This window comes from Brevibacillus laterosporus, assembly GCF_030489605.1.
Lineage (GTDB): Bacteria > Bacillota > Bacilli > Brevibacillales > Brevibacillaceae > Brevibacillus_B > Brevibacillus_B laterosporus_E.
In genome coordinates, this window is the sequence record NZ_JAUKFY010000021.1 from 36,508 (window position 1) to 60,296 (window position 23,789).

General features: G+C 39.8%; 20 protein-coding genes. 3 read left to right on the forward strand and 17 right to left on the reverse strand.

All coding sequences use genetic code 11. From position 1 onward, the window contains the following. Positions 1-102 precede the first annotated feature (102 nt). The 9 genes from QZ995_RS18735 to QZ995_RS18775 all read right to left on the reverse strand — a co-directional run bounded on the left by QZ995_RS18735 (position 103) and on the right by QZ995_RS18775 (position 12,801). Positions 103-1,221: an MGDG synthase family glycosyltransferase gene (locus QZ995_RS18735; RefSeq protein ID WP_301809887.1), complete on the reverse strand. Its 1,119-nt coding sequence runs from the start codon at positions 1,219-1,221 to the stop codon at positions 103-105. 36 nt (positions 1,222-1,257) lie between these two features. Continuing rightward, complete coding sequence (locus QZ995_RS18740) at positions 1,258-2,145, reverse strand: diacylglycerol/lipid kinase family protein (protein WP_301809888.1); 888 nt, start codon at positions 2,143-2,145, stop codon at positions 1,258-1,260. 143 nt (positions 2,146-2,288) lie between these two features. Beyond that, entirely contained in the window at positions 2,289-3,326 is a 1,038-nt protein-coding gene (locus QZ995_RS18745; RefSeq protein ID WP_301809889.1) for an endonuclease/exonuclease/phosphatase family protein, read from the reverse strand. Between the two features lie 385 nt (positions 3,327-3,711). Further along, positions 3,712-5,349, reverse strand: coding sequence for a 2-hydroxyglutaryl-CoA dehydratase (locus QZ995_RS18750; RefSeq protein ID WP_301809891.1), 1,638 nt, complete (start codon positions 5,347-5,349; stop codon positions 3,712-3,714). Between the two features lie 58 nt (positions 5,350-5,407). Next, positions 5,408-8,884 carry a BadF/BadG/BcrA/BcrD ATPase family protein gene (locus QZ995_RS18755; protein WP_301809893.1) on the reverse strand — a complete coding sequence of 1,159 codons (3,477 nt, stop codon included), beginning with the start codon at positions 8,882-8,884 and terminating at the stop codon, positions 5,408-5,410. 440 nt (positions 8,885-9,324) lie between these two features. Continuing rightward, on the reverse strand, positions 9,325-9,978 hold the full coding sequence (locus tag QZ995_RS18760; RefSeq protein ID WP_301809895.1) for a hypothetical protein: 654 nt from the start codon (positions 9,976-9,978) through the stop codon (positions 9,325-9,327). Continuing rightward, complete coding sequence (locus tag QZ995_RS18765) at positions 9,962-10,282, reverse strand: hypothetical protein (protein ID WP_301809896.1); 321 nt, start codon at positions 10,280-10,282, stop codon at positions 9,962-9,964. The genes QZ995_RS18760 and QZ995_RS18765 overlap by 17 nt, the downstream gene beginning before the upstream one ends. Before the next feature lie 1,230 nt (positions 10,283-11,512). Beyond that, on the reverse strand, positions 11,513-11,908 hold the full coding sequence (locus QZ995_RS18770; protein WP_301809898.1) for a DUF4064 domain-containing protein: 396 nt from the start codon (positions 11,906-11,908) through the stop codon (positions 11,513-11,515). A 320-nt stretch (positions 11,909-12,228) separates the two neighbouring features. Beyond that, on the reverse strand, positions 12,229-12,801 hold the full coding sequence (locus QZ995_RS18775) for a TetR/AcrR family transcriptional regulator (RefSeq protein ID WP_301809900.1): 573 nt from the start codon (positions 12,799-12,801) through the stop codon (positions 12,229-12,231). 236 nt (positions 12,802-13,037) lie between these two features. On the opposite strand from QZ995_RS18775, the gene QZ995_RS18780 reads away from it, so the two are divergent. Then, positions 13,038-13,844 carry a DUF2935 domain-containing protein gene (locus QZ995_RS18780; RefSeq protein ID WP_301809902.1) on the forward strand — a complete coding sequence of 269 codons (807 nt, stop codon included), beginning with the start codon at positions 13,038-13,040 and terminating at the stop codon, positions 13,842-13,844. Positions 13,845-14,150: 306 nt separating this feature from the next. Here QZ995_RS18780 and QZ995_RS18785 read toward each other — a convergent pair whose 3' ends face one another. From QZ995_RS18785 to QZ995_RS18795, 3 genes are all read right to left on the reverse strand, one after another. Further along, positions 14,151-14,951, reverse strand: a complete 801-nt coding sequence (locus QZ995_RS18785; RefSeq protein ID WP_301809906.1) for a DUF817 domain-containing protein — start codon at positions 14,949-14,951, stop codon at positions 14,151-14,153. A 249-nt stretch (positions 14,952-15,200) separates the two neighbouring features. Then, complete coding sequence (locus QZ995_RS18790; RefSeq protein WP_301809907.1) at positions 15,201-15,416, reverse strand: helix-turn-helix domain-containing protein; 216 nt, start codon at positions 15,414-15,416, stop codon at positions 15,201-15,203. An 11-nt stretch (positions 15,417-15,427) separates the two neighbouring features. Then, on the reverse strand, positions 15,428-15,907 hold the full coding sequence (locus tag QZ995_RS18795) for a DUF2975 domain-containing protein (RefSeq protein ID WP_301809908.1): 480 nt from the start codon (positions 15,905-15,907) through the stop codon (positions 15,428-15,430). A gap of 843 nt (positions 15,908-16,750) precedes the next feature. On the opposite strand from QZ995_RS18795, the gene QZ995_RS18800 reads away from it, so the two are divergent. Continuing rightward, the gene (locus QZ995_RS18800; protein WP_301809910.1) at positions 16,751-17,371 is read left to right on the forward strand and encodes a pyridoxamine 5'-phosphate oxidase family protein; all 621 of its coding nucleotides are present in this window, start codon (positions 16,751-16,753) and stop codon (positions 17,369-17,371) included. A 139-nt stretch (positions 17,372-17,510) separates the two neighbouring features. Here QZ995_RS18800 and QZ995_RS18805 read toward each other — a convergent pair whose 3' ends face one another. From QZ995_RS18805 to QZ995_RS18825, 5 genes are all read right to left on the reverse strand, one after another. Beyond that, entirely contained in the window at positions 17,511-17,753 is a 243-nt protein-coding gene (locus QZ995_RS18805) for a hypothetical protein (protein ID WP_301809912.1), read from the reverse strand. Between the two features lie 500 nt (positions 17,754-18,253). Next, positions 18,254-18,583 carry an antibiotic biosynthesis monooxygenase family protein gene (locus tag QZ995_RS18810; RefSeq protein WP_003339582.1) on the reverse strand — a complete coding sequence of 110 codons (330 nt, stop codon included), beginning with the start codon at positions 18,581-18,583 and terminating at the stop codon, positions 18,254-18,256. A 360-nt stretch (positions 18,584-18,943) separates the two neighbouring features. Continuing rightward, entirely contained in the window at positions 18,944-20,326 is a 1,383-nt protein-coding gene (locus tag QZ995_RS18815) for a glycine--tRNA ligase (protein WP_301809916.1), read from the reverse strand. Positions 20,327-20,706: 380 nt separating this feature from the next. After that, positions 20,707-22,035 (reverse strand): hemolysin family protein, encoded by a 1,329-nt coding sequence (locus QZ995_RS18820; protein WP_301809919.1) that lies wholly within the window; start codon positions 22,033-22,035, stop codon positions 20,707-20,709. A 59-nt stretch (positions 22,036-22,094) separates the two neighbouring features. After that, complete coding sequence (locus tag QZ995_RS18825) at positions 22,095-22,520, reverse strand: MerR family transcriptional regulator (RefSeq protein WP_301809920.1); 426 nt, start codon at positions 22,518-22,520, stop codon at positions 22,095-22,097. Between the two features lie 287 nt (positions 22,521-22,807). Between QZ995_RS18825 and QZ995_RS18830 the strand changes: the two genes are divergently transcribed. Continuing rightward, positions 22,808-23,689, forward strand: coding sequence for a YitT family protein (locus tag QZ995_RS18830; protein ID WP_031415278.1), 882 nt, complete (start codon positions 22,808-22,810; stop codon positions 23,687-23,689). Positions 23,690-23,789 lie beyond the last annotated feature (100 nt).

Genomic DNA, 23,789 nt, shown 5'->3' on the forward strand with positions numbered 1-23,789 from the left:
CACGTTATTCAGATTAAGCAATTTCGCATGCATTCAAACAATGTATGCTGCGGAAGACATTTGGATTGTGGGTTATTCGGAGGGTCCCTCTGCTAAAAGAGGTTACGGGACGAGGAGTTTCATAATAGATCTGTAACTCTCCAAAGGATCTATTTTTTGTTTAAAAGTAACGATTCGTCTCTGTAACAACTCGACTTCTCGCGGAGAAAAAAGCAATTTTTGAATCCATTCTTCCACTTCTATTAAGCTATCCACCTTTATCGCGAATCGATTTTGAACCAAAAAGTCACAATTTTTCTCCTCGTGTCCGGGAATCGGCTTGTACAAGAGCATAGGAATACCCTTTAACAATGCTTCATAGCAACTTACCCCGCCTGGCTTCGTAATAATTAAATCAGAGGCATCCATCCATTCATCAATGATATCAACAAATTCCAAAATACGAATATGTGGATGATGGAAATTTCTATTTTTCGATAATGATTGTTTTAAAGTTTGATTGTATCCGGTGCATATTACCACCTGTAAATCTTCTCTCCATTTTGTAAGCATATGAGCCACTCGCCCAATACCACCCAAACCCAATCCCCCGCCCATGAGCATAACGGTCGGAATGTTCTTCAATTGTAATTTTCGCCGTATTTCTTGCTTGCCATTCTTGGTCCAAAACTTCGTCTTTGTCGGTATCCCGGTTATCATAATACGATTTTGTTGTATACCCAAATTAATTAATTCTTGCTGCACACCGTCACTTGAAACCAAGTAGAGATCTACCTCCGGCTGAGCATAGACACCATGTGCGTGAAAATCAGTGATTACGGTACACAGATTCAATGGACAACCCAACCTTTTTAATCTAGACACCGATGAACTGCTAAAGGGATGAGTGCAGATGACCAGGTTAGGCTTTTCATGTTCAAGAAGAGCTTCAATTTTGCGGTGAAACAGTTGATAAATGATGAATTGGTATCCTTTCGAAAGAGGTTGATCTTGTTTTTTTTGATATGTTTTTCCCCACAGATAAGGATATGTAGTGATTAGCTTCACGTAAAAACGAAACATGAGAGTCGTCGTAAGAGGGTTAAGCTCCTGGCCTAATTCTATAATTTTCGTATGAACGGAAGGGGCCAGAAGAGAAATTCCTTCCTTCAATGCCTCAGCTACTTTTGTATGACCAGCACCAAATGTTTCCGAGAGGATCAAAACCTTCTTAGTAATCATTTATTCACTCGTTACACTGTGATTTTTATCAAAAGGTCACACAATGTAAAGCCCTTCTTTTTTTATGGTGAGTTGTATAGGGGTTTCACCAACAATCTCACCATCTCCATGAGTAATCATCGGCGAAGTTGACATGATTGTAAGATGTTTCCCAGTCAAAGTGGTGATGGCCCGATTAAATATATGCGTTCCACGAAATACTCGGGGTAACAGTTTTACCAGCTTCCACCGCGAAATACCGTGAACAATACAAACGTCAAAGACACCGTCGTCACATTTAGCATTAGGGCAAATCATCATTCCCCCACCATAGAATGGGCTATTAGCAACTGCGATCAACCATACGTCTGAAAAGGTTTGTTCTCTATCGTCAATTACGATGCTTACTTCCGTCGCCCGATAAAGGAACAAAACCTTAAAAAAACTGACGACGTAACAAAATTTCCCCAATCCTAAATGGTTTAGCCATTTTTTGTATTTTGCCTGATTGGTCACTTTTGCGACCTGACCGTCGAATCCCATTCCTGCGGCATTTATAAAAACCTCATCGTTTATAGAAACGATGTCAATTTTTCGTTTTTTCCCGTATAATGCTTTTTCAAGCGCTTTATTACTTTGTTTTGGAACCTGTAATCCTCTGGCAAAATCATTACCCGATCCAGCAGGTATAGACCCCAGAGGTATCTCTGATCCTACTAATCCGTTTGCCACCTCATGAACAGTGCCGTCTCCACCTATTGCTATCACTAGGTTTACGCAATTTTGCTTCCTGATTTCCTTTGCGATTTCGATGGCATGTCTTGGCCTTTCCGTAAACGCCACCTGATATTCAATGTTCTTTTTCATAAGTAAATGCTCTATATATTTCCAGACCTTATGTCCCTTTCCATTACCTGAAGCCCTATTGACAATAAACCAAATCATTCCAATCCCTCATTAGAAAGATTTTTACATATAATGGTTCCCAATCATATAGTTTTTATACGATTTAGTCTCCCTCTGTGATAAACTTGTGGATTCTTTGAGCGATGTTACTGTAAATCGATCCTTTAATCGTCCATTTTAACTTAATATTCAAGAAGAACACTTACTGGTCTGTGATCACTTGGTCGATTTTCGCGAAAAGTACCATTGTTTACGGTATGATGATTATACTCAACATGGTGTATAGTTCCGGAATCGGGTACTCTTCTAAGCCCACTAGTAGCTGTGAGACTAGGGGAAAGCAGTATATGGTCTAAGAAGAGATGCTTGTTTTTTTCTCCCGTAACAAAATCGTCAAATATAGCAGTATAGCGATCTTGAGGATTGACATCATGCTGGGCGTGGTAAAAAATCAACTCTGGTTCAAAAGCAGATCCTACTAAAACATCAATCGTATTATGAGCTAGATAATTCTCAAAGTAATCCATACCTGGCCCATCATTCAAGTCGCCAAGAATGATAATCTTTGCCTTCATATTGTCTTTTAAGATAGTGTCAATGTACTGCCTCACTCGCATAGCCTCAGTAGAGTTCCGTCTACGGTTTCTAAGAGCCTCGTGAACATAGTTTTGCCGAGTCGCACAATTCTCCCACAATTCTCTGCCTTTGTTGACAAAACTTGATTTAGTATGGAGCACGATAAGTTGTAAGGAATCGTCTTCTATTTGAATGTTGATAACGAGCGGTAAGCGAGTAAACTTGTATGTTTCTAGAAATTCATTACCATTAACATCTGCCAACCATCCGTCAGTTAAACTTGCAATGTCGGCGGAAGGTGCCAATCTCAAAGAATTGACAGCATTGGGTTTATAAAGTATTGCTGGTCTTTGTTCATTTCCTGAATCGCTGAGAATAAACTTGTAGATCGGCACTCCATTATTAGAGAGGTATTGTTGTATGAAGAGCTCCAACTCTGCAGGGCGACTAGGTCCTTCCTGTATAGCCAAAATATCTGGATCGATCTCACGAATAGTATCTGCTGCACGCCTTGCCGTTTCATCAGTGTTAGAGGTATGATCTTCCCGTCTGAAAGTAGGTCTAAAGGCAACAGGGTCTGAATCCTTTGTGAACCAATCATTCATCCATTCAATGTTAAAACTGGCTATTCTAATTGTAGGCATTTCTTTGTATCTCCTTTTTAAGGATAGTTGGGGCAAGTTAGCATAGTTTGTATCTCTGACCTTTTATGATTACATATGAGGATAAATGGCTTTTAAAACAAATAATCGACATAAAAATATTATGCCGATTATTTGTTTTTTTATTTGATGTAAGCTATGTCTTTTCAAACTTTCAATCTAACGAGAGATAAAGATCAATAGTTATATCATCCGGGCTATTTCGCCTATCAAAATTAAAAAGAAAAATGACAACACAAAATAGCCCTGTTCACCTTAGACAAAGTGAGGACTATTTTGTGTGAAAGACACATCCCAACGTTTCAACAGGTACTGATTCCCAGGGGCATGCGGGCTTCTGGCGAGCGTCTTTCAAGATGTGATCGTACTATGCCCCATTTATTTCTTCCTTGTTTCGTCGGAGTGAATGCCAGTTAGAAAACCCACGTATTCCATATACTACGTTCGCCGCTGTACATGCAACGACATGACGGCTTGTTCGTAATGGATGAGTAAGTTTTGACATACTCTGAAGCTGCTCAATCGTAACGTCTTTTTTTGTTAAAGCTTCGTCAAACTCCTTTTGCGCAGCCTGCTTTGCTTTAAACAACATCATCTGTATACGGCTGTAAACATTTATCGCTCCATCTCCTGTTGTTTCAATCGGAAGGAAGATCGCATCGGGATATTTTTCAGTGATCAAAGATTGAACACCATCGGATACACCAGAAGATGGCATGCAGCCGAATGGTTTGACAGAAAGGGTCATGTTTACTTTCCTTTTGACCACGTTCAGGATAAGTTTGCCTACTTCCATATGACCTTCTCCACCGCGCACATGGTTATTATAGTGTCCATGGGAAACTTCAGCAATCTCATCCATGTCGGGTAGATGATAAGCATGAAGACCAATTGTCTTGGCATAGGTCTGGAACATGATTCGAATTGCACGATCAGCTACAAATAACATGCGCAGACGTGAATTAGGTTTTTTTCCTTGTAAACCGTAGCGTCCTGAATCCTCTCCACGAAGCTTCATCCGCTTCATAGTGTCATAGCGTCCTTCCCAAATCAGGAAAAGAATCCACGCAGTAATCGATTGGACTTCCACTTCAGCGCCTTCCTGTTCAAGAAAGCGCTGCAGTTGATAGTTACCGTCTCCCTCGGTTGTCATTGCCCAAAACTCACCGATGATGCTCACTTTCGGCTTGACTCGTGTCCGGTCTACCTTAATCGCTTCCAGTTCCCTGCGACATCTGATCAACGCTGGAATCACCCACTTGCGTTGTTGCAAAGCATCATACAAATACTGCTTGCAACGACAAAGAGCGGCATCAGTGGAACCTGATTCTACTTCGTAGGGACGAATCCGATAAGCGATGGCATTTAAAATATCTCCTAGCAGAACCGCTTTAAGAAAACCGACAAAGAACGAGGTATCTAATTTGAGAGCCGATTCACCGCCTGTTGCTTGTTTCAAACCACTTTGTTGCTGAAACAACAGGACTCGAAATCCGTCAAACCCGGCATCCCGCAGAGCTTTACGATATTCTGTGACGTATGTGCCAAAGCGGCATGGACCACAGGAACCGCTGGTTATAAAAAGGTAGTTGGCGACGATTTCTTCTTTGGATTTACCTTCTACATCCCGCAAATGATGTAGATATTTGATTAGATTGCCCACGGTAAAGTACGTCGGGTTACATTGACCACGGTTTCCGAACTCTTTGCCAAAGCGTAGAGACTCGGTATCAGGACAATCCATGTGCTTCACGGAATAGCCTAATCCTTTTAATACCCCCTCTACCAGGAAATCGTGCGCCATGGTGAGTCCACCAAAGAGAATGGTTGTCGTTTTTTTATCTTTCATTAAAAACTGACGGGGAACCGGATCAAACCACTGAGTTCTCTTTGCCTGCTCTAAACCTAACGCAAGTTCCTGTTCTATCTGAAAGCGAAGCAATTCATTCTCATAGGATGAGGGCTCCGATTTATGGATCTTTGGAAACTCTTTGATTTTTGACATGGTGTTATGCTCCTTTCTTTTGGAATTTTTAGCTGCCCTTCTGAAAAAGCCTGTCTGCTCATAGAAGGGAGACCATTTGTTCTTTCGTTTGCAGACCTGAAAGCTCCAATCGTTTTTGGTCAATACGCTGTTGCAATTCTGCTTTTTTCTGGGCTAAATCATGTAAACGTTCTTCATGAAGTCCCAAGCTATGGGCATAGGTTTTCACACGAATTTTAATCGAACCACTTGGCTTGTTAGCATCAATGTCATGCAAGGCGGAGTAAGGTGCCCCTGCCGCTCCTATAATCGAGTCTATAAGTCCGTAGGTCGGAGCATCATGGCCGCATTTAAAGCTAGATAGATCAAGAATGGCAACATTGGGGTGACGGGCCGCGAATTTAGCTGCCCATACCTTTTGTACAGAATTGGAACTAAAGTTTTCCGGCCAAACATCACTTACCTCTAGTGCATAGCTCACCCGCCCACTTTCCAGATCGTCCTGGAAAAAACGCTTCAACCACTCTTCATCTTTAGGGATAGAGCGCATAGAGAGAATAGGATAACCCAATACTTGAAATTCTTCTAATACACCGTGATTCAAACCAGGATCGGAATGATAAGGGCGACCAATCATCAGAATCGCGAGCCGATTTTCCTGTTCCACCTGTTCTAATATCTTTTTCCCACGCTCCTGCATCTCGGCATCAAACAGGTTCATCGCAGTCCAACCCTGTTGCACAGCAAAATCGCTTTCGTCCTCTGTAATTTCAAGATAGTCCTTAAACGCTTCATACAACTGCTTCTTCATCAAATTCAATTCGGTGAAGGAAACGGCCGGATCGAGATAGGTGACTCCTCGTGTCTCAAAAAAGTTAATTTCTTTTGTAAAAGCAGCCTTTATCACGTTTGGTGCCCCTGCTACGATTGGACAACTAGTTGAATCCATCACATTTTGCATATGGGTCGGGACATGGGTGATGCATGGGAAAAAGATGTAGTCGAGCGACTTTTTCTCATGATGTTTAAACAACAAATTATGAATATGAGCCTGGGTCACCTTGGACGGATAACAAGGGTCTATCGATCCGTACTTTCCACCTTCTTGCCACATTTCTTCACTGGTAAAATCGCTGAAAACAATATTGTTTTTATCTATGCCAAGTGTCTCGAAATATGTTCGCCAGAATGGGGCTGTCGACCAAATATTAAGTACGCGTGGAATTCCGATGCGAATCTTTTTTCTTCGTTCGATTGAATTGATTGGGGAACGTTGAAATGGCCGTTTATAAGCCTCTTTCCGCATTCCGCCTAGTCCTAACCAACTGCGTTTCAATTGCACGTCTTCTATAAGGGTATCCGTCTCGGGAAGCGCCTCTGCGTCGTAGAAGTGCTGGTACATGCGGACTGCTTCATATTCCACCAAATTGGGATAGTGCTTTTTTAGCTCTTGTCGTTTCTTAGTCAGTTGAATCACTGCATCCTTATCTTCAACCGTCCCCTTTTCGCAGCTAAAGCCGGAGATATAGCGAGCTGTTTGTCCATCTGGTGTTTGAGAATCAATAAAGGTACGGCTGCAATGGTTAGGACAGAACGTACAACGAGTAGATTCATCGTTGCGGCTCGTATAGGACAGGTTAATAGCTGAATCGATTCCCAAAAATGTAGAGTAGCCCCGGCGTTTAACAACGCGTAGCGTTTCCATCGCTGCACCGATTGCTCCTGCTTCTCCCGGATGGGGATGAACATATACCTCGGCATCGGGAACACGCTGTTTAATGTAATCGACCTGTGCTTTTACAGCTGCAAGATTATATTGTGTTCCGCCTTGCAGTACGAACTTGCTCCCTAATTCAGACATGCGCGGTATTTGCACGACATATTGCCAAACGTTTTTCGGCAAGACGAGAGCGAGGCCGGCCAATAGTTCTTCCTTCGAATAGCCTTCCTTTTGAAAATTAACACGGTCGGCATCGAGGAATACCGCACAACCGTATGAAAAGGCAGGGGAAAGTTCAGCTTGGAAAGCTGTCTTTGCATACTCTTGAATGGGAATACCGAACTGGTCTGCCATTGCTTGGAGTAACATTCCATTTCCTGCAGAGCATTGGTTAGACAGCCTAAAATTACGGATGTCTCCATTTTGCATAAAGAGAACCTTGATATCTTGTCCGCCGATATCGCAGATGACATCGATATCTCCAAATTGGTTAACAGCACTCATCATATGAGCAACGGTCTCTACAATATTGACGTCCGTTTTTAATGTTTTTTCCAGTACATCGGCTGCATAACCTGTGGTTCCAAAACCGATGATCTCTAATTCGGCCTCCTGCTTACTCACCCTGTCCCGAAGTCGCTTCAGCATTTCTTTTGTATCTTCCAGAGGATTCCCCTTTGACAGTTGATACTCTTTGAGCAAGATGTTTCCATTCTCATCGACGAGAACGGCTTTGGATGAAGTAGAACCACCATCAAGACCGATCACGGCTCGTACCTTTTGCCCCGGTGTAAAAGTCGCAGGTGTAAATTTGGGTATACTGTAAACCCTGCTGAATTCTTCCTGTTCTGTTTTTGTACGAATGAGCGGAGGACCTGCATTCTCGCCTAGTTTTGACTTCCGACCGTGTGCAATAAATTCCTTCAGTCCTTCTATCCCCGTGAAGTTGCCGACACCAGAAGGCTCATGCATCCCGTACATCACTGCTCCATAAGCTGCGTAGTATTGGGAATTGTCAGGAACAAAGATTAGTTCCTCTATGGGTATGTCTTGAGGATAGTCGTATCCGCGGGCTTGCCAGGTCTGAGGAATACGTTTTCGCCAGCATTCTTGGAGGAATGGCAAGTATGTATTGGGACCGCCCAGCAAAAGGACACGGTGCCGCAGAGTATTTCCCCGTGTCAGAACAGAGAGATTTTGCATGACGATAGCATCAGCGAGCGAACACATGATTTCCGCGGAGGGAATGCCGCTTTTCACTAGGTTCACAATATCCGTTTCCGCAAACACGCCACATTTAGCGGCCACATGGTGCAGCTTGGAATCGTCAAAGTGAAGTTTACACACTTCTTCCATAGGCATACCCGCTTTTATCATGCATTTATCAATTGTGGCACCAGTGCCAGATGCACATTTATCATTCATCGAGGTAAGAGCTTGCTTATTACCCGTCTCTTCGTTCTCCTTGAAAATAATGATTTTAGCATCCTGTCCCCCAAGTTCAATGACACTCCCTACATCGGGATGAAGCTGTTCTACAGCCATAGTAACGGCATTCACTTCTTGAACAAACTTTGCTCCAATATGTTCAGCAATCGGTCCACTGCCTGAGCCTGTTATAAATGCACGAATGTTTTTTTGTGGGATGTGAGAAAATTGATTGCCAATGGTATCTAATAATTCTAAGACCTTTTCCGCTTGCTTCGTATGGTGGCGTTGATAATCTGACCATAGAATTTCTTTATTTTTCGGATTGACCACTACGGCTTTGACGGTGGTTGAACCGACATCAATACCTAGAATGAAAGAGTCTAGCGATTGATCTACGCTTTCCATATCATCATTCCTTCTCCATATTCTACAAATACATTATTAGGAAAAAGGAAATAACATATGCACATTTTGATAGAGAGTGACGTTACCAAATTTATCCTTAAATAGTCTAGTTCTGAAATTAGTTAGAGAAAAACATGTTGGCAAGCAAAGAGATCCATGTTCAGACTCACGGCGTATATCCTCTGGAAAACGCTACAGAAGCTCTTGCTCTCAAATATAAAACAAGCCTCCTGTCTCACTTGTGATTAGTGACAAACAGGAGGCTTGTTTAAAGTTTAAAATCTCGTCATAATTTCCCAACAGCAGCGAGTAATGCACCTAGATATGCTTCTTCCATGCTTGATTATGCTCGGCGACATTCTCCAAATACTTATTTGCTTTTTGTACGCCCTCCTGTTCTAGAATAAGAGACGTGCGGATGAGATGTAGGCCCGACCTTTCTAGTAGATACCGCTCTGGTAATTCCTTAATCCAGCCAGTAAGTGGTATCGGCCTTGATACACTAAAGGCATTAATTTCTCGATAAGCCGGGATGCATTGAGAAACTGTTCTCCCGCTAGATAATATTCTACTGCTTCCTCAAAGGAATTGGATTTTTCCATCCATCGCCCTGCTGCCTGGTAAATCTCAGAGACCTTATCTGGATATTTATACGCGAAGTGATTTCTTAAAAATTTAGATAATAATATGTGGTATCTATACCAGCCACGATTGTCATCAAGCGGAGTAATAAAGAGGTTCATTTTCTCTAGCTTTTCCAGAACGCTTTGACTGTCTGAACGTCCCGTTATAGTATCACAGAGGCTACTGTTCATATTGTTCAGTAATGATGTTTGTAATAAAAACATTTGCAATTCATCGCGTAAAAGTTGAAACACTTCATTAAACAAGAAGTCAGCAATGTCTCGATGTAAGCCATTAACTTGATGTATCCCCTTTGAAAAATCGTTTGTCTCTGTCATTGAGAGAGCTATGAGATTCATTCCCCCAATCCAGCCTTCTGTTTTACTTATAAGAATCTCTATTTCCTGATCCGTTAATCGAAGATTCACACATTCGTGAAAAAACAACCAAGTTTCAAAAGTGCAAATCATGTACGCCTAACTGTAGAATATGCCCCCTTGCCCGCCATTTCACGATTGGCAACGGAGGCTTGGTACGAGCGGTTACGAGCAAGTGGACATGGTGAGGGAGATATTCTATCAGCCATGTAAGTGACTCCAAAATATCATTTCGATAAATCACATGGAGGTCATCGAGAACAAATACCACGGTCTTTTTTACAAGCTGCATGTGCTCAATTAAGGTTTTGATCAGTGAAAACGAATCTTGATATCCTCTATCTAAAATGTGAGAACAATTTTCGGATACACCTGGAAGCACTTCTTCTAATGACACGATTAGATGGCTCCAAAAACGAATATATTCATTGTCTTGGGTATCTAACGAAAGCCATCCTACACACTGTAGATTTTCTTTAATCCACAAACCTACTGACGTCGTTTTCCATAGCATGCTGGTGCGAAAATTAATATATAAATCCTATTCACTTGGTCTTTTTTCTCTGTTCATCAATTTCTTATTAGATTTTTTCCTGTCTTTGCAACGATCTGTGGAGACCGAGGCGAATCAAGATTCCTGGATTCAAATTGGCTATTTTCATTATTTTCTTAAAAAATGGGGGTACTCCTAGTACAAGTAATATGGTTGATTACATAATATATAGCAGATTTGATTTAGGGAGGTGGTACGAATGAGTATATGTCATAGATGTCACAGGCATCATCACAGATGTCATAGACATTGTCACAAGTGTCATAAGCATCGTCGTAGATGTCATAGACATCATCACCATCATGATTTTTGTCACCGTAAAGTTATATGCATACGTGTGTGTAAGAAAAAGCGTAGACACCATTGTTGTTTTTAACGATGTAGGATTCATTCAATCTTAAATTTAGTTATAGGGTTATTTTCCAAATGTTAACCGTTGTGATTTCTAGTTTGCAATTTTTGGGGTTTAACGAATATATACACTAAAGCTCCTATTCCATAATGTTTCCACCTTGTTCGTAGGCATATCAAATTTATCCACTCAATGCCGTAAATCTTGTGCTTTTTGACAAAAGCCTCCTACTTCCTCTATGATTGCTAATACTCTACTTCCGCCTGTGATAAAACCTACCTTCTTCCGTACTTGTTTTACTATTTTTCTTTTTTGAAATTTTGGATATCAAAAAAGGCTTATTCCTCCTCGTCGTTCAAGTTGGAATAAGCCTTTAAAAGTTGATCAAGCGCATTTGTTAAGTTGTGGTTGTATTTTATGATCTTGTTTTAAGATGGTAAAATGAATTTACAGAAAATCATTACCATCCTGCTTATAAGTGTAATTATTATTCTAATCGATTCCTGTTTTATCATAATTTTTAGATAATTTTGTGCCATCAAACCTATTGCCTCATCCTTCTTCTTCCTTAATAGGGGGTCTGGTAGAAAAACGCTCCGCAAGGATAGAACACCGATAACCCAAATAACAAGCCCAGAAAAAGAGGTTTCCGCGATTCTATTCAATCATTTGGCTGGTTCTTAAGAGGTTGTTGTATCAGCTCTTACCCACTAAATTATTTGTTACTTCTTTACATTTACCTTTTTAACCAATGCTAAAATCCCAGCTATGGCAAAAAACATGGCAGGAAAAAATCCGAACACCGAAATATTACAAACCACCACCGATCCTATAATAAATATCCATCCTGTTAGTGTCGGGCTACTTTTTACTTTTAACAAAATTATGGCAATAACACCTAGCGCAACGCCAATAACTCCGGGAAGAACCCACAAAGTTCCTGCTTGATTCATCTGATTGAGCGAAGTAGCTACTTCACTTTCACTCCAATTGGCATACAAATAGTTCAAATAAGCTTCCTTATCTTTACGATATAAGAAAACTAAGCCAATCACTATCATGATGAGACTCGATGCGGCACCAATAATGCTAAACACGATTTCCCCTTTTCGGTTCATGCTTGAACCTCCTTTGTAATATTTACATATCTTTTTTAAGTCTTGCTTTCAAAGGCTTAATTGTTTTCTAGAAGGCTTGGGATGATACATCATTAGAACCTTTTGATATAGCCCTCTTTGGATGAAGAGCGAATGAAACCATATGAGGCTTCGTTTGATAAATCGCTCCTTTGTTTTATCTTCGCAATTGGGGCAGATGTATCTTTGCCGATAAAGACGTAATTTGGTCTGGAATCAGGATGGTGATGATTTAATGCTATATGAATGAATATTTTATAATTCATTCATATTTGAGCAAAAAAAGCCTACGTTCATTCATTCTATTTTTTGAAATCTGTTAGGCCTTTCATGATAAACTCCGCCAAATATTGTATCAACTGTGGAAAATGGTGAACCCCAATTTCTTCCTTGTGCGTATCGATATATGCTAACGAGTCAAAAAAGGCGGGCAATAGTTCATCATCAATATCATCTCTTATTTCTCCTTCAGCTTTCCATTTTCTAAATAATCCAGTATATAAGCTACGAATGGAATCATCATCCTCTTTAACCTCTTCATAGTGGTGTTCCAGTTCTCGGAAAAAATCTCTGTTATACCATTCCTTAAGTATTTTATTTGAACTCATAGAACTGATGTTCTGCTCCACTATCTTTCTCACAAGCGTCACAGGATCTTGACTCAAATCAAGGGATTCGACAATGCGCTTTTTAAATTCTTTGTTTTCTTTCATATAAATCTCAAAGAACAATTTCTCTTTCGAGGAATAGTAGTTATAAAAAGTACCCACCGCTATTCCCGCCATTTTTGCAATGTCTGCAATATTCGTGTCTTTGAATCCTTTGGAGTGGAATAATTCCCGACCACAATTAAAGAGGATCTTTTTTTTATCCATCTGTTAACCAACCTCTTATGAATGAATTTTTTTATTATTCATTCATATTGAAGCACAATTGGTTTTTTTTGTCAAACCGGGCTGCGCAGCTTCAATTTATTGCATGCGGCGTATGTCTAAGATGATCAACTTCTTCTAATATCAACGCCCTTGGCTCTTTCAAATGATCTAAAGAATTCCCATAACATACCTTGAGCTTTACACACATATTCTTGACATATAAGGGAGGGAACTACGTGAATAAAAATACTCGTGATAATATTTTGTTTGAGCACCGTTTTTGGCTCCAAATTCTGGGGGATCATTCCCGATTTATTTTTGACTCATTGGCTCCGAAAGAGCAAGCAGAAATCGAGCGGGCTAACTACTTTGTCCAAACATTTGACAGATTATTAGATTATGCTCGTATGAATTTGTCACCTGAAGAAATCAATACACTTTGCCAACAAGCAAGTGCCGAGACGCAAAATCTACGCCAGTTTAAGCTTCATCTTCTAGAACGACATCTTATTGGTAAGATTTCCATCAGCCTTCCTCCAACATTTATAAACCATATGGTGAATGAGCTGGAAGAATATGAACGAATCCTGGAGGCCTGTTTGGCCGGTAATTGGCCCCCTTCATGTCATCCCCTTCACTTTCATCTACTATGGCTCTCTGATGCTGCGGGTCATGCTGATACCATCACTTCTCTGCTTGATATGGTGGAAAATGACTACAGACAAAAAAGCAAGCACTTTACGAAACAATTTCAGCACTTTTACCTAAAAGCAAGCGAATTAGCTGGATACCTACGAACAAATTTAGCTGAATTTCCAGCACTCAGTCGTTTTAATCATCAGGCTGAAATGGAAATTCAACTTTTTAAGGGCTTTTTACATGAATTAGAAGAGCTTCGATTAAAGGATGAGGTATTAGGAACGCTGTCTCCACTTATGGCAGATCATATGTCACGGGAAGAGTGTTATTATTTGATGAAGCTATCCGAAGTGTCCGATGTGAAATCACCGGATTGTTATCCAACCAGACCCCGGATTGAATAAAATTTAGTGAGGGCAACCATCTACAAGCAACAGGAAGTCTGTCATCCCCCCTTTTGACCTAAAATGTATGTCTAAAAACCTCAGGGATGTCCTACATTAGGATGAATGTTTTATCGGTTGCCGTCCTCTTTTTCTCCTCTAACCTTAATTGCCAGTATTTTAAAGATCTGCTGTTGGGCATTGTGCGTGCTCCTCTACTCAACAATATCGAAATATCTATATTCGGAGCAGATTCCTTTTCTAGCAATAGTATCGCAGACCATCAGCTCCTTTTTACATTTAGAGTAAATGGTCTCATTCGATACTTTATCTTATTTTAGAACTCCTTACTTCTTTAGATATTGTGGAACCTTTGTAACAAGCTTCTTTAAGCTGAACGACAATCATTATGCTGATAACAACAAGTAAGAACCAAGAACTAATTTTACCAATATGTACTAGACTCCAAGAGTCTTGTTGGTTCGGATATTGCCACGCTCCGAAAAACGTTGCAATGTTTTCTGCGATCCATATAAAGAAGCCTATTAGGAAAAAAGAAAGAGGAAGTGACATTTTATATGTGTTGTTTCGCACTGTAAATTGCACATAAGTTTTAACAAAGACAATAAATAAAAGGATAGTCAAAATCCAACGGAAATCTAAAATAAAATGATGTGTGAAAAAGTTTAAGTAGATCATCACTCCAAGTGGTATTGTCCATTTATAGTCTGGCCAGTTATTCATTTTTAAATGAAATCGGCGCCAAGCATGACAAATATAACTTGCCACACTTGCATACATAAAACCGCTATATAGCGGCACTCCAAAAACTTTCGTCCATGCTTCTTCTGGATATGACCATGAACCGACATGAACCTTATATACTTCTAATAGTAATCCGATAACATGAAACACACTAATCACTTTTAACTCGTCTTTTGTCTCTAATTTATTTTTGAACATGAGATATTGCGTAATGAGACAAATAAGTAGAATAAAATCGTAACGATGCAATCCGGGAATTGAAAATACCTTTGAAACAGCAAGTGTTACAAAGATAATCACTGGAAACATGCAAGATAAGGCTTGATGGTAACCAAAATAAAAAAGATCTTGTATATATCTCATGTTTTCACCTTCTAACTGGATACGTTCTGTACAATGTGACTTAACGTACATCACGTTTTTAGAATAATGCACTTGTTACAATGAGTAATCTATAAAGTGTATGAGAACAAAAACTAATGAAGTTATAAAATTGTAAGCCGTAAATAGTGGTTTAGTTCCATCACTACTAAGTACGTTTCTGTCATACACTCTAAATTAAAATGAGACAATACTATGGGAAATTACACCATTCTTTTTGCATCTTCCGTTTTATTGTTTTTTGTTTTCCTTATATTCTAAAATGTCACCAGGTTGGCATTCTAGAACCTCACATATCTTTTCTAAAGTTGAAAATTTAATCGCTTTTGCTTTGCCATTTTTCAAAATTGATACGTTTGCCATTGTAATCCCTAGTTTTTCTGATAATTCTGTAACACTCATTTTCCTTTTTGCCAGCATTACATCAAGGTTTACTATAATAGGCATACTTTAGCACCTCAAATCGTTAGATCGTTATCCTGCTTTATCTCACTAGCTTTTCTAACTAAATGAGAAAGCATGGAAGTAAATACGGAAATAACGACCGAGAAAAATAGAATCATTACTATAAAGACGAAAATGTTTATGTGATAGCTTCCTACTATGAAAAGATAAAACAACGCTAAAACGTACAATACACCTTCAACCATTGATAAAACACTGATTCTCTTCAATCTATCCGCATTTTTAACAGTAAAAGCTTGATCAGTGGCAATATCGGAACATATTTGCCATCCTAAAACTAGAGCAATAAAAAATGGAATTCCTGTAATCCAAATAAATCCAATAAAAGGATTGTATAGGTCCTTTAAATTTTTTGAATCCAGTAACATTCTCTTTCCAGTTTCAGGTGCTATGTAAATGCAGAGCAATACACCAGAAATTCCACAAAAAACAATGATTAATTTTAACCACGATGACAGTTCTTTCTGTCTCATAAAAATTCTCCTTCTCATCTAGCTAATAACCATATATTAATTTGGAGCATATTCAAAGTCAATAAAAATTTATCGTAAAACAATAAAATTTTATTGTTTCAATTGTGTTCATGCTACTATTCTACATTTGGATTTTGAATTTCACAAAAAATTCATTCAATAAACTTTAGTGACAGGGTTCCTGCTCCAGTCCGTGACATCGTTCACAGTAATAGTTCACAGTAAAAGTAAAACCCCGTCGGATATCAACAGGTTCTTATGATTACACATTCTAATTTTTCTTCGATACAAGGACATTCCAGATATTCCTGCTTTTTCAGCAGCTTCCTAAATTGCTACTTCCTGAAGCAGGAGTAGCCGGGCTATAATAAGTTATACTCTGCAATGCCTCCACTGCAGGTAAAGAAGCTCTTCAAGATGCGTATGAGCTACTGAACAATAAAATTACTTCATAATGAGGATAAACGATGTTAGATATTATTATCTGTTTACTGCTACTTGCCTCATGTATATATGCTTTTAAGCTAAGCTTAATTAACGCGTTTTATTGAAAGGGGATTCCTTTTACCCTTAAAGTTATGCTTATCAGTACGACTTACCCGCTTGCAATCTTCAAGTCATGCGCTAATTGCCCGATCCTCGTAGAAATCTTCTGAAACGAACTCCCCTCCTGATATAGATACCTCCTTCAATAGAAATCACAGCTTTTCCCCTTCCAATCCACTTATACCTTTACGTCAACCAAGCCAAAATATTCAAAATATGATATGATTGATACTGCTTATAAAATGTAGAGAACATTATAATAATAAGCAAATATTTTCATAAGAGGTGTCGGATTAAATGAAATCCTTTCAACATACTATCGAATCTGAAGAAGAATTGCTTTCAATGATTGGTACACCAAGTCCTCTAGCCAAAAAAAAGGTTATTCCGTTCATAGATGCGCATTGTCGTTCCTTCTTAGCGAAAGCACCTTTTCTCGTGTTATCTACCAGCAATAAAGAAGGGATTTGTGACGCATCTCCACGTGGAGACCATCCTGGCTTTGTGCATGTGCTAGATGACCACCATCTTCTCATACCTGAGCGTCCTGGTAACCGTAGAGCGGACTCACTCCGAAATATTTTATCTAATCCATACGTAGGGTTACTTTTCGTCATTCCAGGACTTGAAGAAACATTGCGTATTAACGGAAAAGCACAGATCATTGCAGATCAGGAGCTTCTCGAACCCATGCAAGTGCAAGGACGAGTACCTCAATTGGGAATTGCAGTAGAGGTGATGGAATGTTTTGTTCATTGTGCGAAAGCTTTTAAACGTTCTGGCCTCTGGCAACCAACCAGCTGGCTTCCTAAGGAAAACCTCCCCAAACCAGCGGTCATGTTAGCCGAGCATGCAAAATTTACGCCGGAAGATGTCGCTGACTTATTACATGATAGCTACACCAAACGCCTGTATTAAAACCTCGTAAAAAGAACCCTTATTTCATAGCCTTTTCCAATATAATAAGGCTGCCGGAATGTATCCGACAGCCCTTTGGGAGCTCATTTCTTCACTTTTCTGCATTAGATTGTCCAATTCACATGCAGTTAAGATATTTCTATGTTCCACTATTGTTGTTCTTGTTTTTCTTCGATTTCATTTTCAATTTTTGCTTTACATCTTTATAGGTGGCATCATCCATTTTTTTCAATAGTTTATGATGTTCACTTACGTCCTGAATACTTGCCTCAACGGTTTGTGTGCGAAGACCTTTGCGTACCAAAACCGTAGAGAACCAGAAGCCGATCATAGCCATCGATAATAAAACAGGTCCAGTAAAATATGAAATTTCATAAGACATGCTCTTCGCTCCTTCCTTGGTTTTGTAATCTCTTCCTCGCTGTTTTTTATTCTACTAGAAAAATAAAGAAATAATATGGAAAACTAATAGAAAAATCATCACAATTTTATTAGATTCCTGCCGCACATAAAATCTCTTTCGTATACCTAGTAAGCAGCTATTTCTTATACCTGAGAAAAGTGATTGCTTCGCTAGATTCCTCCTTTTTTCAGATGACAAGCTACCCTATTAACCTAAAATCAGTTTGATCTTTTGCTCGGGTTACTCTGATATTTTGCATACTATGCGTTTTTTTTTCGCTCATCCACTATATAAACAACAGGAATACATCCTTTTATCTACTACTATGGTAGCATATCTGCCTATACGTTTATAGATATATACCTTAAGACTCACTTAATTTTCCCTAAAAATTACCTTAATTAGTATATTTAGGCGAAGTTTAATAACTAAACAACATGAAAAAAGACGCTGTATTAGCGCCTATTCCAACATTCTAATTATGATTGTACGATGGCAGATTTACTAGACTTTACGTCATACACGCCATGGGATGAACTAACGATATGATCTGGTTTTGGTTTTCCACGGCTTTGGCGGTGTCCTTCCAGATGAGCTTCACTGGTTTCCCATCTTTTCCAAGCCTCTTCTGATTCCCAGCGAATTAACACGATAACTTCTTCATCATGTCCCTTACGAGTTCGCTTTACTAGCACGCTTAAATCGATGAAACCCTCAATTTTCTCAATTTCGCCTTCCCCAGTAAAATGCTTCACGACCAAATCTGAAGTACCCTCTTTTACAATAATCGTTTTTGTTTCGATAAACATAAACTAACACTCCCTTTATATGTATCGTAATTAACAGTAATTCCTATCCTATTTAGTCTCATTCTTTCTTCATTTTAGTTGATAAAGATTATCATAGTCAAATATTGAATCCTGCAAACTGTATAACAGGCCTATTAAGGCTAGATTATTACCGGGCAGTATATGCTGGACTTAAACGAATAATCTCCGAGCAGCTTGTTAACCTTCTAGCGTGTAAGCTCCGCACAAAAAGCCGTTCTCTCCACACGGGAGTGAGAACGGCTTTTTGTAGCAGTAAAAGGTTTAATGAAAAAAATGTTTTTTGAATAGAAGTCAAGCTCTCAAAGGCAATTTATCATACGATGCTTAAATTGTACAAGCTTAAAAAGAAATTTTAGCTTCAATGAAGGCTTTCAAATCGGCAATCGCTACACGTGTTTGTTCCATTGTATCACGATCACGTACCGTTACCATGCCATCCTGCTCGGACTCGAAGTCATACGTGATGCAAAGTGGTGTTCCAATCTCGTCATGACGGCGATAACGTTTACCAATAGAACCGGCCTCATCATAATCCACCACAAAATCCTTGGACAAGTCTGCAAACACTTTCATAGCTGGTTCAGACAGTTTTTTGGACAATGGGAAAATAGCTGCTTTATACGGTGCCAGCGCTGGGTGGAAACGCAACACGGTACGGCTATCCCCGCCTTCAAGTTCTTGCTCCTCAAACGCATCGATTAAGAATGACAGCGTTACACGATCTGCACCAAGAGAAGGCTCGATGCAATAAGGTACAAAGCGTTCATTCGTTTCAGGATCAAGGTAGGAGAAATCTTCCCCAGAATGCTCCATATGCTGCTTCAGATCGAAATCGGTGCGGTTCGCAATACCCCAAAGCTCTCCCCAGCCAAACGGGAATTTATATTCAATATCGCTAGTGCCTTTACTGTAATGGGATAGTTCATCCTCATTGTGATCGCGAAGGCGAACATTCTCTTCTTTTACTCCCAAAGACAACAACCATTGGAAGCAGTAGTTGCGCCAGAACTCGAACCATTTCATATCCTCGCCAGGTTTGCAGAAGAATTCAAGCTCCATTTGTTCAAATTCACGTGTACGGAATGTAAAGTTACCTGGTGTAATTTCATTACGGAAGCTTTTACCGATCTGTCCAATACCAAACGGCATCTTCTTACGCATAGTACGTTGGACATTTTTAAAGTTTACGAAGATACCCTGTGCAGTTTCAGGACGCAGGAAGATTTCATTCGCACTAGATTCCGTCACACCCTGGAATGTTTTAAACATCAAGTTGAACTGACGGATATCCGTGAAGTCTTGGCTGCCGCAATCTGGGCAAGTAATGCTATGTTCCGAGATAAGCTCTTGCATTTTTTCAAAAGGAAGGCCATCAACAACTAGCTCGATGTTTTTTTCTGCAAGTTTATCTTCAATCAGTTTATCTGCTCGATGACGTGCCTTACATTTTTTACAATCGATCATTGGGTCGTTGAAATTGCCCACGTGACCAGATGCAACCCATGTTTTTGGATTCATCAAGATCGCCGCGTCAATACCAACATTGTACGGAGATTCTTGAATGAATTTTTTCCACCAAGCCTTTTTAATGTTGTTCTTTAACTCGATACCAAGCGGACCGTAATCCCACGTATTCGCAAGACCTCCATAAATTTCAGATCCTGGAAATACAAATCCTCTGTGTTTAGCAAGAGCGACGATTTTGTCCATGGTTACACTCATTCTCTAAAACTCCTTTTTCTCCAAATAAGTATTGAAAAGCTCTCGCCCCTTTTAAAAAATGCGGGATGAGAGCCTATGCTTCACTTAACAGTCAACAGCGTAATCATGCGGTTGACCAATGTGTATGTATGACCCGCTCGGTTTGCGCTCACCTTGTAAGATAAGGCACCAGAAGTTTAGCCTACATAAACTCTTAGGTATTGTAAACCATGTATTACATGTTACATGGTTTACGCCCAAAATTCAATTGAGAGTTCACAGAATCCCAGATAATCTTTGCTATGTTTTTTTGCGATAATGATTAGAAGGCATTTCCGGAATAAACGAATCCAGAAATGCCTTCCTGCATGTTATACTTTTTTCGTTAATGTACAGGTAGTTTATTCTGTCTCAACGGAACCTTCTTTTTCTGGCTGAGCAGCAGGCTTAATCTCTACACGTTTAATGTGATTAACATCCTTTTCCAATATACGGAACTCATAGCCCTCGTAGATTATTGGGACATTTTTACGAAGATCGGGATTTTGCATAAGCATCCAGCCCGCGATCGTATCTACATCTTCGTCATCCATATACAGATCAAACATCTCATTTACTTCACTGATCAGCACTTTTCCGTCAATAATTTTATGGTTTAACCCCACTTCTTGAATGCGGGGGCGTTCATCCTCATCATATTCATCACGGACTTCACCGATTATTTCTTCAATGATATCCTCCAACGTCACCAATCCGGCAGTGCCTCCATATTCGTCATACAAAATAGCCATTTGAATGCGTTTCTTTTGCATTTGAACTAAGAGGTCATGAATTGCCATCGTCTCAATTACTTTTAAGACAGGACGTGTAAACTCTTTCAAGCTGGTGATCTGTAGCTCACTCTCACCCAAGCTATGAATGAAGAAATCTTTAACGTTGACAATCCCGACTACATCATCCTTATCCTCGCCAAAAACCGGGTAGCGTGTATATTGTTCCGATTTTAAGGTTTTGATGTGCTCTTTTATCGGGTCATCCAGATAGAGACCTATCATTTCGGTGCGCGGTACCATGATTTCTTTCGCAATCCGATTATCGAATTCAAAAATATTGTTAACATATTTAAATTCAGTTTGATTGATTTCACCGCTATGGTAGCTTTCTGATAAGATAAGCCGTAGCTCTTCTTCGGTGTGAGCCATTTCGTGCTCGGAGGCTGGTTTTAACCCGAACACCCCGGTAAGTAAGCGAGCGGAACCGTTCAATGCCCAGATAAACGGATACATTACTTTATAAAAATAAATCAACGGTTTTGAAAATAACAAAGTCACTCGCTCTGCTTTTTGAATCGCAAAAGTCTTAGGAGCCAATTCTCCTACTACCACATGCAAATATGTCATGGTTCCAAATGCAATAATAAATGAAAGGGTATTGGCAACTCCACCTGAAATATTCATGCTTTCAAAAAGCGGCTGTAGCATATGATGTACAGTAGGTTCGCCTAGCCATCCCAAACCCATTGCTGTAATCGTTATTCCCAACTGACATGCTGACAAATACTCATCCAAGTTGGTAATTACCTTCTTTGCTGCTAATGCACCTGGTTTCTTTTCCGCGACTAATTGATCAATGCGACTGGTACGAATCTTGACTATCGCAAATTCTACCGCCACGAAAAATCCAGTAAAGGCAATTAAAATAAACACCATGACTAAATTAAATATCTCCAACCAGTTCCCTTAATCCATCGCTGAATTAAGGTGTTCACCTCCATCGAGTCGTTCTCTCTCTAATTTTTTTCCTGCTTGTATGGCAAAAGTTGCAATAAAGAGTGTAAAAGCGTGGTTCCTTGTACCGACAGTTTTTGTCGAACTTCATGTTGCTCCTCTTCCGACAGAGAATTAATCTGGCTTATCAGCAAACTCATCTCCTGCTCGAGCTGTTGCATACGTTGATTAACATCTTTCGTCAATGCCAACAGTTGTTCGGCATTGGGAGCTTCCCGTTTATTCCTAACCAATTCCTTTATTTCACAGAGCGGCATGTGTAATGACTTGCATTGTCCAATCATCTGCAAAATTTCCAGATCACACTCATCATAATAACGATAATTGGATGAGGAACGTTTCGGTTGCAAAAGCCCCAGGTTCGTGTAGTAATCCACAGTCCGCTTCGAAATGTTTGCCAAAACAGCCAATTCTCCTATACGATACACTGCCCCATCACTTTCCCTCCTTTCTGCTTCTTAATGATGTCATACCAAAAGCGTACAGTCAAACGTGATGGTTGTCGAATTTGGAGAAAAAGGAGCATTTTTAGCCTATATGCGAACTTTACCAGCCTGACAGACATTGTTACTCTCTGTCACGCAAGCTCTCACAGAAAAATTCATATCATTGCCTTGTTAAAACTCTCAATCGTTATTGAATCTTGGCATAGCTTTAGGTAAAATCATACGAGTATTACAAACTAGAAAAGATAATGGAGAACGAGAGAAACGACATGAGTACTGCTGACATTCCTGAGAAAACAAAGCGCTTTTTTTATCATCCTGTTTGGTGTGTTTGTCGTGATCTGCTGGGCATTTTAATCGGTTGTGCAGTATTTGCCTTTGGAGCCAATACGCTAATTGCCGCCCATCAGCTTTTACCTGGGGGGTTGACCGGAATCTGTACCCTTCTATATCGACTGACGGGGATGAGTGTAGGTACTTTATATTTTGTGCTAAACATTCCCTTATTGATTCTCGGTTATCTTAAAATCGGCAAGAAATTCATTTGCTATACCATTTACGCAGTTGTTTGTATCTCAATCTTTCTCAATGTGATTCCACAAAAGCAATTATGGACCCACAATATTTTACTGGGTGCCGTTTTTGGTGGGTTAATTGCAAGTATGGGAACAGGCTTTATACTTCGCGTAGGCGGCTCAACTGGCGGAACAGACATTTTAGGCAGAATCGCTGTGAAGTATTTTCAAATCCCGATGGGCGTGTTTGGACTGTGTATAAATGCCCTCATCGTGATAGCTTCCTCCTATTTTGGTAATCCGGAGATTGGGATGTATACCATCATTTCTATGTACATTGGGTCCCGTACAGTTGATTTGGTTCTCAATCATATTGATCGGATTACAGTTACTATTATTTCCAAAAAAGGAGACGAGGTAGCTGAAGCGATCACAAAATCAGTCGTCCGACGCGGTGTGACCATTTGGAATGCAAGCGGTGCCTATACTCATCAGGACAAACAGGTACTAATGTGCGTTATTGTAAAACACCAATGGTCGGAAACCAAAAAGATAGTGCTCACTACTGATCCAGAAGCTTTCATCACAGTAGCACCAATTAAACGTATTGTAGGTAACTTTAAAGAGACCTGGTAGGCTTTCTTCCTTCATTAGATCTATAGGTACATACTTATAGTAAGACCCACGAAGCACTGGCATTCGTGGGTCTTTTTGCCGGTAAAAAGATCCTTTGTCA